Consider the following 15,983-nt stretch of genomic DNA (forward strand, 5'->3'; position numbering starts at 1 on the left):
GCTAAGTGGAACAAATATGCATGAATACGGACAAGTTGCCGCTGTGATTTACCGCCTGGCCTCTTGACTTACTTTTCCTCGCGGACCTAACTTTCTTCCATCCTTGGCCGAACAATGAGTCGGCCTTTCGCCGGACCGATGGAGGCCCCTACATGCGCTCTGGGCGTTCACCCGCGCGGTTTCGCGCCGTCGCCGCAGCGCTTGCCGCCGCACTCGCCGTAGTGCTCTCCGGCTGCACGCGGGAGAGCGGCGCGATCGACATGGCCCCCACCGGCGGCACGCCGGTCCAGGGCGGCACCGTCACCATGGCACTGCCGCCCGCCGCCACGCCGAACTGGATCTTCCCCATCGGCCCGCCCGGATTCAGCGCGACCTACAACTCCTCGCTGCAGGACCTGTTCTTCATGCCGGTGTACGACGCGGTGCAGAAGGGCAGCGACCTCGTACCCACAGGACCGAGCACGCTGGGCAGGAAGCCCGTGTACAGCGACGGCGACAAGACGGTGACGGTGCCGCTGCGCACCGACATCACGTGGTCCGACGGCACACCGGTCACGGCCAGGGACATCGAGTTCTGGTTCAACATGGTCAAGGCCGACAAGGCCGACTGGGCCAGCTACACGGTCGGCACCATGCCGGACGACGTCAAGAAGTTCGAGATCGTGAACGACCACACGATCCGCCTTCACCTCGACCGCTCGTACAACCCCGACTGGTTCACGGCCAACCAGCTCACCCTGATGCGGGCCCTGCCCCAGCAGGCGTGGGACGCCAAGACCGACGGCGGGAAGATCGGCGACTGGGACCGCACCACCGCCGGAGCCAAGGCGGTGTTCGCCCGGCTGACGGCACACTCCAAGAACCTGGGCTCGTACGGCAGCGACCCGCTGTGGCAGACCGTGGACGGGCCCTGGAAGATAGCGGGCTGGCGGGACACCGGCCAGGTCACCATCGTGCCGAACCCCAAGTACACCGGCACTCAGCACCCGCACCTGGACAAGGTCGTCTTCAAGCCGTTCACGACCGCCGACTCCGAGTACAACGTGATGCGTTCCGGCGGCGTCGACTACGGCTACATCCCGCCGTCCGTGCTCGCGCAGAAGGCGCAGTTCGAGAAGCGCGGCTACCGCATAGCACCCTGGACGGGCTGGGCCGTCAGCTACATCGTCTACAACTTCAACTCCACCCACGCGGGGCCGGAGATGAGCCAGCTGTACATCCGCCAGGCCATGCAGCACCTCGTCGACCAGAAGGGCATGAGCAACGTCGTCTGGCAGGGCAGCGCGAAGCCCACGCTCGGCCCCGTGCCCGCCTACCCGAAGACGCAGTACCTGTCGCCCGCCATGGCGCGCAACGACTACCCGTACGACGTCGGCGCCGCCCGCGAGCTGCTCACCTCGCACGGCTGGACCGACCGTGGCGGGCAGGCCGTGTGCACCAGGCCGGGCACCGGCGCCGACGAGTGCGGGGCCGGCATCAAGAAGGACGAGCCGCTCAAGCTCACACTGCTCTCCCAGTCGGGCTCCACGGAGACGACCAACATGATGCAGGTGCTCAAGTCCTCCCTCAGCAAGGCCGGCATCGACCTGACGGTGCGCCAGCAGCCGCTGAACTCCGTCCTCGGCAACTCCGTGCCCTGCAAGGCGAAGGACCCCGGCTGCGACTGGGACATGTCCTTCTTCGGCACGGCGGGCAGCTGGTACTTCCCGCTCAACCCGAGCGGCGAGGAGCTCTTCTCCACCGGCGCCTCCGCCAACTTCGGCAACTACTCGGACCCGAAGGCCGACAAGCTGATCCACTCGGTGCTGTACTCCTCCGACCCGGACGCCATGCACGCCTACGGCGAGTACCTCGCACAGCAGCTCCCGGTGATGTGGATGCCCAACCCCGCCTACCAGGTCTCGGTCATCCGCAACGACCTGCGCGGTGTCGAGCAGAACCCGACCGCCACGTTCTCGCCGCAGAGCTGGTACTACGTCAAGAAGGGTGCCGCTCAGTGACCGGCTTTCTCGTCAAGCGCCTCCTCCAGGCGCTGGTGGTCCTCTTCCTCGTCACGATCATCGTGTTCCTGCTGCTGCACGCCCTGCCGGGCGGCCCGGCCCGTGCCATCCTCGGCCCCAAGGGCACACCGCAGCAGATAGCCCACTTCAACGAGGTGCAGGGCTACAACGACCCGCTGCCCGTGCAGTACTGGGACTACCTCGTCCGCCTCTTCCACGGCAACCTCGGCGAGTCCTACAAGCTCAACGAGTCCGTCAGCTCCCTGCTCGGGCAGCGACTGCCCAAGACCCTGATCCTCACGGTTCTGGCGACCATCGTCGCGGTCGCCGTCGCCGTGCCGCTCGGCCTGCTCCAGGCCGTCCGCCGGGGCAAGCCGGCCGACTACCTGCTGACCGCGGGCGCGTTCCTCGCGTACGCCACCCCGGTGTTCTTCCTCGGCCTCATCCTCATCATCGTCTTCAGCCAGGCGATACCGATCTTTCCCGCCGAGGCACCGCAGGGCACCTCGATCGGCTCCATCTTCAGCGGCTTCTCCGGCATGATCCTGCCCATCGCCACCATGGCGCTCGGCATCATCGCGATGTTCAGCCGGTATATGCGCTCGGCGACGCTGGACAACCTGACCGAGGAGTACGTGCGCACCGCGATGGCCAAGGGCCAGTCGAGCCGGCGCATCCTCGCCAAGCACGTCCTGCGCAACGCGCTGATCCCACTGGTCACCCTGCTCGGCCTCTACCTGCCGACCCTGTTCAGCGGCGCCCTCGTCGTCGAGTCCATGTTCAACTACCCCGGAATGGGCCTGCTGTTCTGGAACGCCGCACAGGGCAGCGACTTCCCCGTACTGCTGGGCGTGACGCTCGTCGTCGGCGTCGCCACCGTCGTCGGATCCCTGGTGACCGACATCGTCTACGCCGTACTCGACCCCCGGATCCGGAGCGTGTCATGAGCGTGATCTCACCCGCCGTCGCCCCGGGGCACGAGGAGGCCGCACAGGCGACCCCCTCGCTCGCCCGGCGCACCGTCCAGGTCTTCACCCGCAACAAGCTCGCCCTGGCCGGCGTCGTCGTCCTCGTACTGCTCCTGCTGTTCTGCTACGTGGGGCCGCTCGTCCACCCCACCGACCAGGTGCACACCGACCTGTCCCAGGCGAGCCTGGCGCCCGGCGCGCCCGGGCACCTGCTCGGCACCACCGACCTCGGCTACGACCTGATGGGCCGACTCATGGTGGCCGGCCAGTCGTCCCTCGAAGTGGGCCTCGCCGCCGGTGTGCTCGCCACACTGTTCGGCACCGTCTGGGGCGCCGTGTCCGGCTACTTCGGCGGCTGGGTCGACGCGGTCATGATGCGCGTGACGGACGCCGCGCTCGCCATCCCCGCGATGTTCCTGCTCGTCGTGGTCTCCGCGATCATCACGCCGAGCAAGACCGTCCTGATCCTGATCATCGCGGCCGTCGCCTGGCTCTCGCCCGCCCGCCTCGTGCGCGGCGAGGCGCTGTCCCTGCGCGACCGCGAGTACGTACAGGCCATGCGGATGATGGGCGGCGGCGGCGCACGCGCCGTGTTCCGCCACATCGTGCCCAACGCCATCGGCACGGTCATCGTCAACGCCACCTTCCAGGTCGCCGACGCCATCCTCTACGTCAGCTACCTGGCCTTCCTCGGCCTGTCCATACCGCCGCCCGCCACGGACTGGGGCTCGATGCTGTCCTCCGGCATCACCTACACCCAGAACGGCTACTGGTGGATGATCTTCCCGGCGGGCATCGCGATCGTCCTCGTCGTCGGCGCCTTCAACTTCATCGGCGACGGCCTCAGGGACGCCTTCGAAGTACGGCTGCAGAAGAAGTGACGGCCCAACCTCGTCCCGTAAGGACCATGCCATGAGCGAACCCCTGCTCAGCGTCGACGACCTGCACGTCGAGATCACGAGCCGTGACAGGACCGTCCACGCACTCGACGGTGTCAGCTTCGACCTCGCGCCCGGCGAGGCGCTCGGCGTCGTCGGCGAGTCCGGTTCCGGCAAGACCATGACCGCGCTCAGCCTCCTCGGCCTGCTGCCCAGCGGCGGCTCCGTCACCCGCGGCAGCGTGCGCTTCGACGGCGACGACCTGATCGCCGGCGGCGACAGGAAACTGCGCGACGTGCGCGGCAACACGATGGGCGTGGTCTTCCAGGACCCGCTGACCTCCCTCAACCCGACCATGACGATCGGCGCCCAGGTCGCGGAGCCGCTGCTGCTGCACCACGACATCGGCAAGAAGGAGGCCTGGGCGCGCGCCCAGGACATGCTGGGCCTCGTCGGCATGCCCCAGCCCGCCGAGCGCATGAAGAACTACCCGCACCAGCTCTCCGGCGGCATGCGGCAGCGCGTCGCCATCGCCATGGCGCTGGTGTGCGAGCCCAAGCTGCTGATCGCCGACGAGCCCACCACCGCGCTCGACGTCACCACCCAGCACCAGATCCTGGAACTCATCGACGACCTGCGCTCCCGCCTCGGCATGGCGATGATCCTCGTCACCCACGACCTCGGAGTCATCGCCAACCGCGTCGACCGGGTCGCGGTGATGTACGCGGGGAAGATCGCCGAGACGGCGGGAGTGCGGTCGCTGTTCCGCGCGCCCAGGCACCGCTACACCGAGGCGCTGTTCGCCGCGCTGCCGGAGAAGGCCGTCGTCGGGGCGACCGAGTTGCGCACGATCCCCGGCCTGCCGCCCAACCTCGCGGTGGAGCAGCACGGCTGCCGCTTCGCCGCACGGTGCGCGTACGCCACCGACGTGTGCCGCACCGAGGAGCCGGTCCTCTCCGGCGACGACCACGCGTTCGCCTGCTTCCACCCGGTGCCCCTGGAGTCGGCGGACCCTCTCGACGACGTGGCACCCGACGGGCAGCGCCACACCCCGGCCCTCACGTCGGGCGGCCCGCTGCTGGAGATCGCCGACCTGCGCAAGGACTTCCCGCTCAGGGGCGGGCCGTTCGCGCGCGGCCGCGGCACCGTCAGCGCCGTCGGCGGGGTAACGCTCACCGTGCGCAAGGGGGAGACCTTCGGAGTGGTGGGCGAGTCCGGGTGCGGCAAGACCACCATCGGGCGCATGGTCGCCGGCCTTGAGGACCCGACGTCGGGCTCCATCACCTTCGAGGGCCATGACCTCGCGACGATGACCAGGTCCGAGCGGCGCCGCCACCGCAAGTCCATCCAGCTGATGTTCCAGGACTCCACGGCCGCGATGGACCCGCGCATGCGCGTGGGCACGATCCTGCGCGAGCCCCTCGTCATCCAGGGCGTCGGCGACCGCGCCGAGCAGGACAAGGCCGTCGCCGAACTGCTCGACGCGGTGGGCCTGCCGCGCGGCGCGGTCGACCGCTACCCGCACGAGTTCTCCGGCGGCCAGCGCCAGCGGCTCGGCCTCGCCCGCGCCCTGACGCTGTCGCCCGAACTCATCGTCGCCGACGAGCCGGTCTCGGCCCTCGACGTGTCCGTGCAGGCACAGATCCTCAACCTGATGCGCGAACTGCAGCGCGACCGCGAGCTGACGTACCTGTTCATCTCGCACGACCTCGCCGTGATCCGCTACCTCGCGGACACCGTGGGCGTCATGTACCTCGGCAAGCTCGTCGAGTGCGGACCAGCGGACCAGGTGTACGCGCAGCCGCTGCACCCGTACACCCGCGGCCTGCTCGACACGGTCAACGTGCCGGACCCGGAAGCGGCCGGCGACGGCGGGACGCCGCTCGGCGGCGAGACACCGTCCGCGGCACACCCGCCGTCGGGCTGCCGCTTCCGCACCCGGTGCCCGATCGCGCAGGACATCTGCGCGAAGGTGGAGCCCGCCGTCACCACGCCGGCCGGCGTGGGGCACCAGGTCGCGTGCCACTTCCCGCTGGCCGGACAGGCGGCGCGGGACGCCGCGTGAGCGCCGGCCCCGCAGGCTCCGCCCTCACACCGCGCCAAGGGGCCGGTGTGAGGGCGGACTTCACGCCTCCCGTACGGAGCCGCCCGCGAGCAGCGCGTCCGCGTCCCGCACCGCCCAATCCGTGAGGACCCGGCGCCCGTCGCCCCCCACGGGCCCCGGCGCCTGGGCCGTGCGCGTCGGGGTCGCGGAGAAGCGCGGCGCGGGGGAGGGGACGTCGCCGCCGTCCACCCTGTCGTGCGTACCACGCGCCGCCAGATGCGGGTCGCGAACCGCCTCCGCCCAGTTGAGTACGGGCGAGGCGCAGGCGTCCGAGCCGTCGAAGACCTCCTCCCACTCGGCGCGGGTACGGGAGGCGAACACCGCGGCGAACGCCTCGCGCATCGCGGGCCAGTGCCCGGCGTCGTACTGGCACCCGGCCCACTCGGGCAGGCCGAGGAGCTCCACCAGGCGCGCGTAGAACTGCGGTTCCAGGGCGCCGACCGCGAACCAGCCCCCGTCGGACGTCTCGTAGACGTCGTAGAACGGCCTGCCGGTGTCGAGGAGGTTCGTTCCGCGCTCGTCGGTCCACCCGTGGTAGCGGCGCTGGGCCCACACCATCGACGACAGGTGCGTGAGGCCGTCCACGATCGCGGCGTCGACCACCTGCCCCTGCCCGGTCGACCGCGCGTGGTGCAGTGCGGCCATCACACCGACCAGCAGGTACATCGAGCCGCCGCCGAAGTCGCCCAGCAGGTTGACCGGCACCTGCGGCGGCCCTCCGGCGCGGCCGATCGCGGACAACGCTCCGGTAAGGGATACGTAGTTGATGTCGTGCCCCGCGGTCGATGCGCGCGGCCCCGACTGGCCCCAGCCCGTCATCCGCCCGTACACCAGGCGCGGGTTGCGGCGCAGCGCCTCGACGGGCCCCACGCCGAGCCGCTCGGCGACGCCGGGGCGGTACGCCTCGATCAGGACGTCGGCCCGCTCGGCGAGCCGCAGCACGGCCTCAGGGCCCTGAGGGTGCTTGAGGTCGACCACCACGGAGCGCCTGCCCCGGTCCAGGCCGTCGGTCACCAGCGAGGGGACCGGCCGGTCCACGCGCACGACGTCGGCGCCCAGTTCGGCCAGTGTCATGGCGGCCATCGGAGCGGGCCCGATGCCGGCCAGCTCCACCACCCTGATCCCGGCCAGCGGGCCGGTGCGCGTCGGGGCGGCCTTCGGTGCGTGCGGGGTGCGGTCGGCGCTCACGTGACCTCCGTCGTCGTACGGTCGCTGCTCCCCGTGATGTTACTGACGGGTCCGTTCCCCGTCGGCCCCGCCGCCCCGTGCGCCGGAGCTGCGGCACGCCCCGCTACCCTGGCGCACCTGAAGGGCAGCGACGAAGGCGAAGACAGCACGGGGAGGCGGCCCAATGGCCCGGTGGGGCGGCGGGAACGGGACTGTGCGGGACATCCCCGGGCGCGACGGCGAGCGCGTGCGCATCGAGGAGGCCGCGCACCGCTGTCTCGCGGCGAGCGGCGGCGAGTCCGCGTCCGTCGGGGAGATACTCGCCGAGGCGGGCCTGTCCACCCGCGCTTTCTACCGCCACTTCGGCTCGAAGGACGACCTGCTGCTCGCCATGTTTCGCAGGGACGCCGAGCGCTTCACGGCCGAGATGCGTGACGTGACCAAAGCCGCCTCGTCCCCGACGGACGCGCTCAGGCGCTTCGTGCGCGCCACGCTGCGGCTCACCTGGGACCCGCGGCGCAGGCGGCACGTGCTGCTCATGGTCTGCGAGCAGGCCGTGCGGGCCAAGGGGTACGGGGCGGAGCGCGCCCGGGTCGACGCCGTCGCCGACGGGCTGCTCGCCGGGATACTGGAGCAGGGCAGGGCGTGGGGCGAGTTCCCCTGCGTCAGCGACGCGTACGCGGACGCGGGATGCATCGGCTCGCTGCTGCGGCAGGCCTTCGACGAGCAGCTCGCCGATCCCTCGCCCGACGGCGCGCGCGAGGCCGGCGACCGCGTCGTCGACTTCGCCCTGAGGGCTCTCGGCGGGCGCGGCGGCGTCGCGCGGTGACCGACGGCGCGGGGGCCCGCCGCTGAGCGGCGGGCCCCCGGCCGGTACTGCGGTGCGGCTTTGTCAGTGCAGCAGTTCCACCTCCGCCAGGGTGCTCTGGTGGTCGGCCACCAGGCGGTAGTGCGTGTAGGAACCGGGGTGGGCGATGGTGAACGGACGCGTCTGCTTGTCCCAGCTGAACGACTGGTTCGACCGCTTGTCGAGCGTCGTCCAGTGGCTGTTGTCCGTGGAGCCCTGCAGGACCCAGCCGTCCGGCGCCTTCGTGCGGTCCGAGGACGTCAGCGTGTACTGGACGCCCTTGACCGCGTCACCCGACGTGCCGAGCGGCAGGTCGATCGACGTGAACGTGGCGTTCGTGTCGGACGTGTTGTCGAAGAGCGCGCCGTCACCCGACAGGGCGTCGGTGCGCGGCGCCGGCGCCTTGTCGCCCTTGGTGATCGACGTCGGGCCGTCCTTCTCGCCACTGCCCCACGACGACGGCTGCGAACCCATCGCGAAGTCCAGCGTGCCGCCCTTGGAGAGCAGGTCGTGGGGGAGCGAAGTGGAGTTCCACCGCTTCCCGTTGAACTTCACGCCCTGGATGTAGATGTTCCTGGAGCTGTTGCGCGGGGCGTTGATGGTCAGCTTGCGGCCGTTCTCCAGGTGGATGGTGGCCTGCTTGAACAGCGGGGAGCCGATCGTGTAGTCGCCGCTGCCCATGACCATCGGGTAGAAGCCGAGGGACGAGAAGATGTACCAGGCCGACTGCTCGCCGTTGTCCTCGTCGCCGTGGTAGCCCTGGCCGATCTCGGAGCCCTGGTAGAGCCTGGACAGCACCTCGCGCACCTTGGCCTGCGTCTTGTACGGCTGGCCTGCCGCGTCGTACATGTACGTGATGGCGTGTGCCGGCTGGTTGTTCTGGCCGAGCTCGCCCATCCGGGTGTCGCGGGCCTCGGTCATCTCGTGGATGACACCGCCGTAGGCACCGGTGAACGTCGCCGTCTCCGGTGTGGAGAAGAAGGTGTCGAGCTTCTTCGCCAGCCCGGCGCGGCCGCCGTACACGTCGGCGAGGCCCCTGGTGTCCTGCGGCACCGTGAAGGAGTAGCCCCAGCCGTTGCTCTCCGTGTAGTCGCCGCCCCATTCGCGCGGGTCGTACTGCCCGGGCGGCAGGTGCCAGTTGCCCTGGTCGTCACGGCCCTGGAAGAAGCCGACCTGCTTGTCGTAGAGCTTGACGTAGTCCTGGGCGCGGTTGAGGAAGTACGCGGACTCCTCCTTGTACCGCTTCTTGCCCGTCTTCGCGTACAGCGCCTTGCCCATCTGGGAGATGCCGTAGTCGTTGACGTAGCCCTCCATCGCCCAGGAGAAGCCCTCACCCGTGGAGGTGGTGGTGTAGCCGAGGAACGGGGAGGTGTTCATGCCCTTGCGGCCGACGCCGGAGGACGGCGGGACCACCGTGGCGTTCTTCACCGCGGCGTCGTAGGCGGCCTCGGCGTCGAACTTCACGCCCTTGACGTAGGCGTCCGCGAAGGCCACGTCCGACGACGTGCCCGTCATCAGGTCCGCGTAGCCGGGCGAGGACCAGCGCGAGGTCCAGCCGCCGTCCTTGTACTGCTGCACGAACCCGTCGACCATCTCGCCCGCCTTCTTCGGCGTGAGCAGCGAGTAGGCCGGCCAGGTCGTCCTGTAGGTGTCCCAGAAGCCGTTGTTGACGTACACCTTGCCGTCGACGATCTTCGCGCCGGTGTGCGTGGCGGTGTCCTGGCTCTTCATCGGGGAGAAGGGGCTGGCGTACTGGTAGACCGGGTGCCTCTTCGTGCCGGTGTTCTCGAACCCCGAGTTCGGGTACAGGTAGAGCCGGTACATGTTGGAGTAGAGCGTGGTGAGCTGGTCCTCGCTCGCGCCCTTCACCGTGATGCGGCCCATGAGCCTGTCCCACTGCGCGCGGGCTTCGTCGCGCACCTTGCGGTACGGCGTGCCCGCCGGGATCTCCTGCTCAAGGTTGGCCTTGGCCTGGTCGACGCTGATCAGCGAGGTGGCCATGCGCAGGGTCACCGTGTGGCCGTGCCGGGCGTGGAACCTCATCCAGCCGGTGACGCCGCTCGAATCGCCGCCGGTGGCCGCCGAGTCGAAGCTCCCGTACACGAACAGCCGCGTGGCGCCCGTGGACAGGCCGCTCTTGACGTCGGAGTAGCCGGTGAACGTGCCGTTCGACTTGTCGAGCGTGAGGCCGCCCTGCTTCGAGACGTTGTCGAAGACGACCGACGCGTCCTTGCCGGGGTAGGTGAACTGCATCATCGCGGCGTGGTCGGTCGGTGCCACCTTGGCCTTGAGACCGTTCTCGAAGGTGACGCCGTACTCGTAGGGCCGCGCCTCCTCCTTGGAGTGGCTGAAGGGCAGCGCGCGCCCGGTGCGCGAGGTGTCCGGCGTGCCGGAGGCGGCGGACGGCATCAGCTGGAAGGTCTGCCGGTCACCCATCCAGGGGCTCGGCTCGTGGCTGAGGCCGATCGCCTGCATCTCGGGAAGGTTGTCCGCGTTGTTGGTGCTGGCGTAGTTGTAGAGCCAGCTCGTGGAGCCGGCGTCGGTCTCCGGCGTCCAGAAGTTGAAGCCGTTGGGCACCGCGGTCGCGGGGAAGTTGTTGCCGCGCGAGAAGCTGCCGCTGGAGTTCGTGCCCCTGGTGGTCAGCGCGTAGTCCGCGAGGTGGGCCTTCGGCCTGGCGGGCTGCTTGACGGCGAGGCCGATGTCGTCCACCCAGCCCTGGAACTTCTGCGGCCCCTTCGGCGCGTCGTACGCCACCAGGATCCGGTCCACGGTCTTTCCCGCGGCGACGTCACCGATGCGGGAGACCCGGTGGTTCCACTGGTTGACGTACAGGGACTTGGAGGCGCCCTGTGCGCGCGGGGAGACGCCGAAGCCGTTCTGGTCGACGGCGCCGAGGTCGCTGAGGTACGTGCCGTCGGTGAAGGCGAGGTCGACGGAGACGTTGGTGGCCTGGTAGCTGAGGTCGCCGCCGGGCATCGCCGGGAAGATCTCGTAGGACAGCTGCGTGTCGCGGCGCACGGCCACGTTCACGTCGAAGACCTTGTTGTACGAGTAGCCGCGGCCCTTCGCGGTCTGCGTACCTGCGTAGCGCAGCGCCTTCTTGCCCGAGAAGCCCATGCCGACCTTGGCGGTCGGCGAGGACGTCGGCCCGCTGTCGACGCGGGTCAGCATCTGCGGGGGCGGCGGCGAGTCCTTGGCGCCGGAGACCAGCTGCAGGCCGGCGAGCTGCGTGGCGTCCGTGGCTCCGTTGTTGGCGGTGACCTCGAGGCGGTAGTGCGCGTAAGCGGGCTGCGAAGCGCCGAGGTCGTAGTTCTTGAGCTGGAACCTGGCGGAGAAGGACTGGTCGCTCTGCGTGTCGAGGGTCTTCCAGTCCTTGCCGTCCGTGGACCCTTCCAGCTTCCAGGACTTCGGGTCGCGCTCCGCGTGGTCGTTGGCGGACGTCATCGCGTAGCCGGTGAGGGCGACGGGGGCGTCCATGTCGTAGGTGACCCAGGCGGTGGGGGTGAACGCCAGCCACTTGGTGGCGGAGTCGCCGTCCGTCAGGTTGCGTGCCACCTCACCGCCGCCGGTGTTCTCGTCGCTGGCGGCGATCGAGGTCACGTGGTCGTTGGTATTGCCGGGGACACCGCTGTTGTACTTGCCGTCGACGCCGGAGACCCGCGGCGCGCCGCCGCTCCCCGTCTCCGCCGTGTCCGTCCAGGTGGGAGCGGGGTCGCTCGCCTCGAACGAGGAGCTGAAGGACGTGTTCGCGTGGTGCCTGCCCGCCGCCGAGGCGGAGGCGGCGAGAGCCGAGCCCTGGGCCGAGGCCACGAGAGCCAGAGCCGCCAGGCCGACGGTCAGGGACCGCCTGCGTCTTGGCCGGCGGCTGGGGGGATGCGGGTGCTGCATGCGTACGCTCCCATGAGGGTGGTCAGATACTGGACAACGTTGTCAGGTTCCTGCCGGGTCACGTTATCCGGGGAACTGTGGGGACCGTCAAGGGTGTTGCCGAGGTTACTCACGGGTGGTCAGGCGGCCCTCGCCCACAGCGCCCGGAGTGCCCGAGGACCCCGGGGCCGCGCGTTGTCGTCGGCGAGAGCGTTCATTAGAGTGAACGAAACGTGTGCGTTATAGCGAACGCTTGGAGGGGTGCAACGGTGAGCGCTGACCCCCGCGAGAGTTCCGTGCGGGACCTCCTGGCCGCCAACCTGAAGGCCGCGCGGGCCAGGCAGAACATGTCGCTCTCCCGGCTCGCCCGGCTCTCGGGCCTCAGCAAGGCGACACTCTCCCAACTGGAGTCGGGGGCGGGCAACCCCACGATCGAAACCGTTTCCAGCCTCGCGCGCGCCCTCGGTGAACCCCTCACGCACCTGCTCGAACCGCCCGCCCGCCGTGGCATGGCCGTGGTCAGGGCCGCCGAGTTGACGCCGCTCACCGGCGAGGGCGCGTGCCTGCGCCAGTACGGCAGGATCGAGAGCGGCGGGCTCGTCTGCGACCTCTACGAACAGCGGATCGGTGCGGGGGAGCGGCAGGAGTGCCCCGTGCGCGAGGGGACCGAGCACGCGGTGGTCCAGGCAGGCCGCCTCGACCTGTTCGTGGACGGGTACCGCGTCGGCCTCGGCCCCGGCGACTACGTGTCGTTCGACGCCGCCCTCCCGCACGGCTACGCCGCTCCTGACGGGCCGGTGCGGTCCGTGCTCCTCGTCAACCACCGTGCGGGCGGCCGCGGTGCAACCGCAACCTCCGCCGATGGCCGATCGGCGTCCATGAACTCCCTTCGGTGAGACCATTGACACCCCTCAGGAAGTGCCCTTAGTTTCTGGGTGTTCGCTGTATGGAACGTGGATGGTTCGGTTCCATGTGCGGCATCGCGTGCGGGGGAGAACCGGTCTCCGCCACGGCAGCCCCCGAAGGACCACTGCACCGAAGGGCGGATCCGGCATGAACGAATCACTCCCCACCGCACCTGCCCGCCTGCCGCGGCTGGGCGAACTCCCCCCGTTCGTGGAGCTGATGAGTGCGGGCTGGGCGGACGCCGACCGCACGCCCCGCCTGGTGCCCGGCGCCGTGGCAGCGGCCGCCGCCCACCGGGAGCTGCTCAGCGCGCTCCACCCGGGCAGGGCACTCGTGGTGGGATCGGGCACCGCCCCGGTCCGCAGCAACGACACGTACTACGACTTCCGGCCGGACAGCGACTTCCTGTGGCTGACCGGCGTGCCCGTGGAGCGCGCGGTCCTGGTGCTCACCCCGGCGGGCGCCGGCCACGACGCCGTGCTGTACCTGCCGGAGCCCGCACGCCCCGGCGGCCACGCGTTCTTCACCGACGCGGCGCGCGGCGAACTGTGGGCAGGACCCGTGCCCGGCGCCGCCGACTGGCGGGAGGCGCTCGGCATCGACGTGCGCGACACGGACGGACTCGGCGCCGCACTCGGCCGGCTCCGCGACCCGCTCGTCGCCGGGAGGCCCGACCGGGACACGCTCGCCGCACACGGCCTCGCACCGTCGGGCGAGCTCGCCCGTACGCTCGCCGACCTGCGGATGATCAAGGACGACTGGGAGATCGAGCGGCTGCGCGAGGCCGTAGACCGTACCGTCGAGGGGTTCGCGGCCGTCACCGCCGAGATACCCACCGCCGTGCGGGGCGGCGGCGAACGCTGGCTGCAGGGCACCTTCGACCGCCATGCGCGCACCGTCGGCAACGGCCCGGGCTACGCCACCATCGTCGGCAGCGGCAAGCACGCGCCCACCCTCCACTGGGTGCGCTGCGACGGCCCGGTGGCCGAGGACGACCTCCTCCTGCTCGACATGGGCGTGGAGACGCGCAGCCACTACACAGCCGACGTCACCCGGACCTTCCCCGCCGGGGGCACCTTCACGCCGGTCCAGCGCCAGGTGCACGACCTCGTGGAGCGAGCGCACCGCGCGGGCCTCGCCGCCGTGGGCCCCGGCCGCCCCTTCACCGACTTCCACCACGCCTCGATGGAGGTGATCGCGCGCGGTCTTGACGACTGGGGGCTGCTCCCGGTCTCCGTCGACGAGGCGCTCGGCGACCGGGGCCAGCACCACCGCCGCTACCTCATCTGCGGCATCGGCCACCACCTCGGCCTCGATGTCCACGACTGCGCACGCTCCACCTACGAGGCCTACCACGGCAGGACGATGGCGCCCGGCATGGTCCTGACCGTCGAGCCCGGCCTCTACTTCCACGCCCACGACCTCACCGTCCCGCCGGAGTTGCGCGGAATCGGGGTGCGCATCGAGGACGACGTCCTCGTCACCGCCGACGGCTCGGACGTCCTGTCCGGCGCGCTGCCGCTCGACGCGCACGGCCTGGAGCGCTGGATGCGGGCCCCCCAGTCCCCCTAGCCGTTCTCAGGCCCAAGCGCCGCACGTCCCAAGCGCCGCACGTCCCCCTGTGCCCGCTGCCCCTCCGCCGCACCGTCCCCTCCGCCCACGCGCAACCCATCGAGGACCCATGCGCCCACGTACTCTCGCCGCCGGAGCCGTCGCGGCCGCGGCGGCACTCCTGCTGACCGCATGCTCCACACCCGGCGGCGGCGCCGTCGCAGGCGCCGGCTCCGACACGCTCGTCGTCTCCACACCCACCGAGCCCGACAGCCTCGACCCGACGTTCGCCGACACCTTCGCCGCGAGAATGGTGTTCACCAGCTTCTGCGAGAAACTCTACGACGTCGACTCCCACCTCAAGATCGTGCCGCAACTCGCCGCCGGCATGCCGAAGATGTCCGACGGCGGCAGGACGATGGACATCCCGTTGCGCAAGGGCATCAGGTTCAACGACGGCACACCGCTGAACGCGGCCGCCGTCAGGACCACACTCGTCCGCGACCTGACGATGAAGGCCTCCGCCCGCGCCGGCGAGCTGAACGCGGTCTCCCGGGTCGAGGTGAAGGACCCGTACACCGTGCGGCTCGTGCTCAAACACCCCTCGGCCCCGCTGCTCTCCCAACTCGCCGACCGATCCGGACTCGTGATGTCGCCCACGGCGCTGAAGAAACTCGGCGCCAAGTTCGGCACGGCTCCGGTGTGCGTGGGCCCCTTCTCCTTCAAGAGCCGCGTCTCGGGCAACGAGATCTCCTTCGCCAAGTCGCCCTACTACTACGATCGCGCCAAGGTGCGTCTTCGCGGCATCGTCTACCGGTTCATCAACAACTCCAGCGTGGCCACCGCGAACCTGGAGTCGGGCGACGTCCAGGCCGCCGAGCACCTCGACGCGAGCGACGCCCTCAACCTGGAGAACGAGGGCCGCGAGAAGGTGCTGCACTCCGACACCATCGCCTACCAGTCGATCTCCATCAACGTGCGCAAGAATGCGAAGACCGCGCTCAGCCACTCCTCCGACCTGCGCAAGGCCTTCGAGATGAGCATCAACAGAAAGGCGCTCAACCAGGCGGTGTGGAACGGGCAGATGGTCCCGGACTGCGGCCCCCTGCCGGTGCAGAGCCCCCTGCGCACCGCCCCCCACTGCACCCCCTTCGACCCGGGGGCCGCGCGCGCCCTGGTCAGGAAGTCCGGTGTGAAGACCCCCGTCCCCGTCCAGCTGATGGTGCCCACGGGAGCCGCCAGCCAGCGCGAGGCGCAGGTCATCCAGTCCATGGCCGAGGACGTCGGCTTCAAGGTCAACGTGCGCCCGATCGACCTCGTCTCCGGGCTCGACCTCGCGCGCAAGGGCCAGTTCGACACGTTCCTCGAAGGGTGGTCGGGACGCGTCGACCCCGACGGCGACACCAACGACATCATCACCACGGGCGGTTCGAACAACTTCTCCGGAGCGGCCGACAAGACCGTCGACCGGCTGATCGCCCAGGCCGCGCAGACGAACGACAGCAGGAAGCGGGCCGAGCTCTACGCCGCCGCGGTACGCCGGGTGGGCCAGAACCGGTCCCTGCTCTACCTCTACCACGACCGCTGGTTCGTCGGCACCAGCGACGAACTGCACGGCGTCGTCTACCCGCCGGACGGTATCCCCCGGTTCAAGACCGCCTACCTGTCCCGCTGACCTGCCTCCATCCCAGGAAG

Annotated in this window: 10 protein-coding genes; 8 read left to right on the top strand and 2 right to left on the bottom strand. The window is 70.2% G+C overall.

Annotated features, from left to right (window positions below; genetic code table 11):
- Positions 1-152 precede the first annotated feature (152 nt).
- Genes IH48_RS0110330 through IH48_RS0110345 form a run of 4 tightly spaced genes read left to right on the top strand, consistent with a single transcriptional unit; the run spans position 153 to position 5,911 of the window.
- The gene (locus tag IH48_RS0110330; RefSeq protein ID WP_030902123.1) at positions 153-2,000 is read left to right on the top strand and encodes a peptide ABC transporter substrate-binding protein; all 1,848 of its coding nucleotides are present in this window, start codon (positions 153-155) and stop codon (positions 1,998-2,000) included.
- Positions 1,997-2,947 (top strand): ABC transporter permease, encoded by a 951-nt coding sequence (locus IH48_RS0110335; protein WP_030902124.1) that lies wholly within the window; start codon positions 1,997-1,999, stop codon positions 2,945-2,947. The genes IH48_RS0110330 and IH48_RS0110335 overlap by 4 nt, the downstream gene beginning before the upstream one ends.
- A complete protein-coding gene (locus tag IH48_RS0110340; protein WP_030902126.1) occupies positions 2,944-3,849 on the top strand; it encodes an ABC transporter permease in 906 nt (301 codons plus the stop codon). Before IH48_RS0110335 ends, IH48_RS0110340 begins: the two co-directional genes overlap by 4 nt.
- 31 nt (positions 3,850-3,880) lie before the next feature.
- Positions 3,881-5,911, top strand: a complete 2,031-nt coding sequence (locus tag IH48_RS0110345) for an ABC transporter ATP-binding protein (protein WP_037841453.1) — start codon at positions 3,881-3,883, stop codon at positions 5,909-5,911.
- Between the two features lie 60 nt (positions 5,912-5,971).
- Here the strand turns inward: IH48_RS0110345 and IH48_RS0110350 are convergent, their stop codons facing one another.
- Positions 5,972-7,138: a CaiB/BaiF CoA transferase family protein gene (locus IH48_RS0110350; protein ID WP_051839504.1), complete on the bottom strand. Its 1,167-nt coding sequence runs from the start codon at positions 7,136-7,138 to the stop codon at positions 5,972-5,974.
- A 193-nt stretch (positions 7,139-7,331) separates the two neighbouring features.
- Between IH48_RS0110350 and IH48_RS0110355 the strand changes: the two genes are divergently transcribed.
- Positions 7,332-7,946 (top strand): TetR/AcrR family transcriptional regulator, encoded by a 615-nt coding sequence (locus IH48_RS0110355; protein WP_199809927.1) that lies wholly within the window; start codon positions 7,332-7,334, stop codon positions 7,944-7,946.
- A 63-nt stretch (positions 7,947-8,009) separates the two neighbouring features.
- On the opposite strand, the gene IH48_RS0110360 is transcribed toward IH48_RS0110355, so the two are convergent.
- Positions 8,010-11,852 (bottom strand): GH92 family glycosyl hydrolase, encoded by a 3,843-nt coding sequence (locus IH48_RS0110360; protein WP_078849602.1) that lies wholly within the window; start codon positions 11,850-11,852, stop codon positions 8,010-8,012.
- Positions 11,853-12,100: 248 nt separating this feature from the next.
- On the opposite strand from IH48_RS0110360, the gene IH48_RS0110365 reads away from it, so the two are divergent.
- From IH48_RS0110365 to IH48_RS0110375, 3 genes are all read left to right on the top strand, one after another.
- Complete coding sequence (locus IH48_RS0110365) at positions 12,101-12,727, top strand: helix-turn-helix domain-containing protein (protein WP_078849603.1); 627 nt, start codon at positions 12,101-12,103, stop codon at positions 12,725-12,727.
- A 157-nt stretch (positions 12,728-12,884) separates the two neighbouring features.
- A complete protein-coding gene (locus tag IH48_RS0110370; RefSeq protein ID WP_037841455.1) occupies positions 12,885-14,309 on the top strand; it encodes an aminopeptidase P family protein in 1,425 nt (474 codons plus the stop codon).
- 109 nt (positions 14,310-14,418) lie between these two features.
- A complete protein-coding gene (locus IH48_RS0110375; protein ID WP_051839508.1) occupies positions 14,419-15,963 on the top strand; it encodes an ABC transporter substrate-binding protein in 1,545 nt (514 codons plus the stop codon).
- The last annotated feature ends 20 nt before the right edge of the window (positions 15,964-15,983 follow it).

The sequence above is a fragment of the Streptomyces sp. NRRL F-5126 genome (assembly GCF_000721265.1).
In the GTDB taxonomy this organism is placed as follows: domain Bacteria; phylum Actinomycetota; class Actinomycetes; order Streptomycetales; family Streptomycetaceae; genus Streptomyces.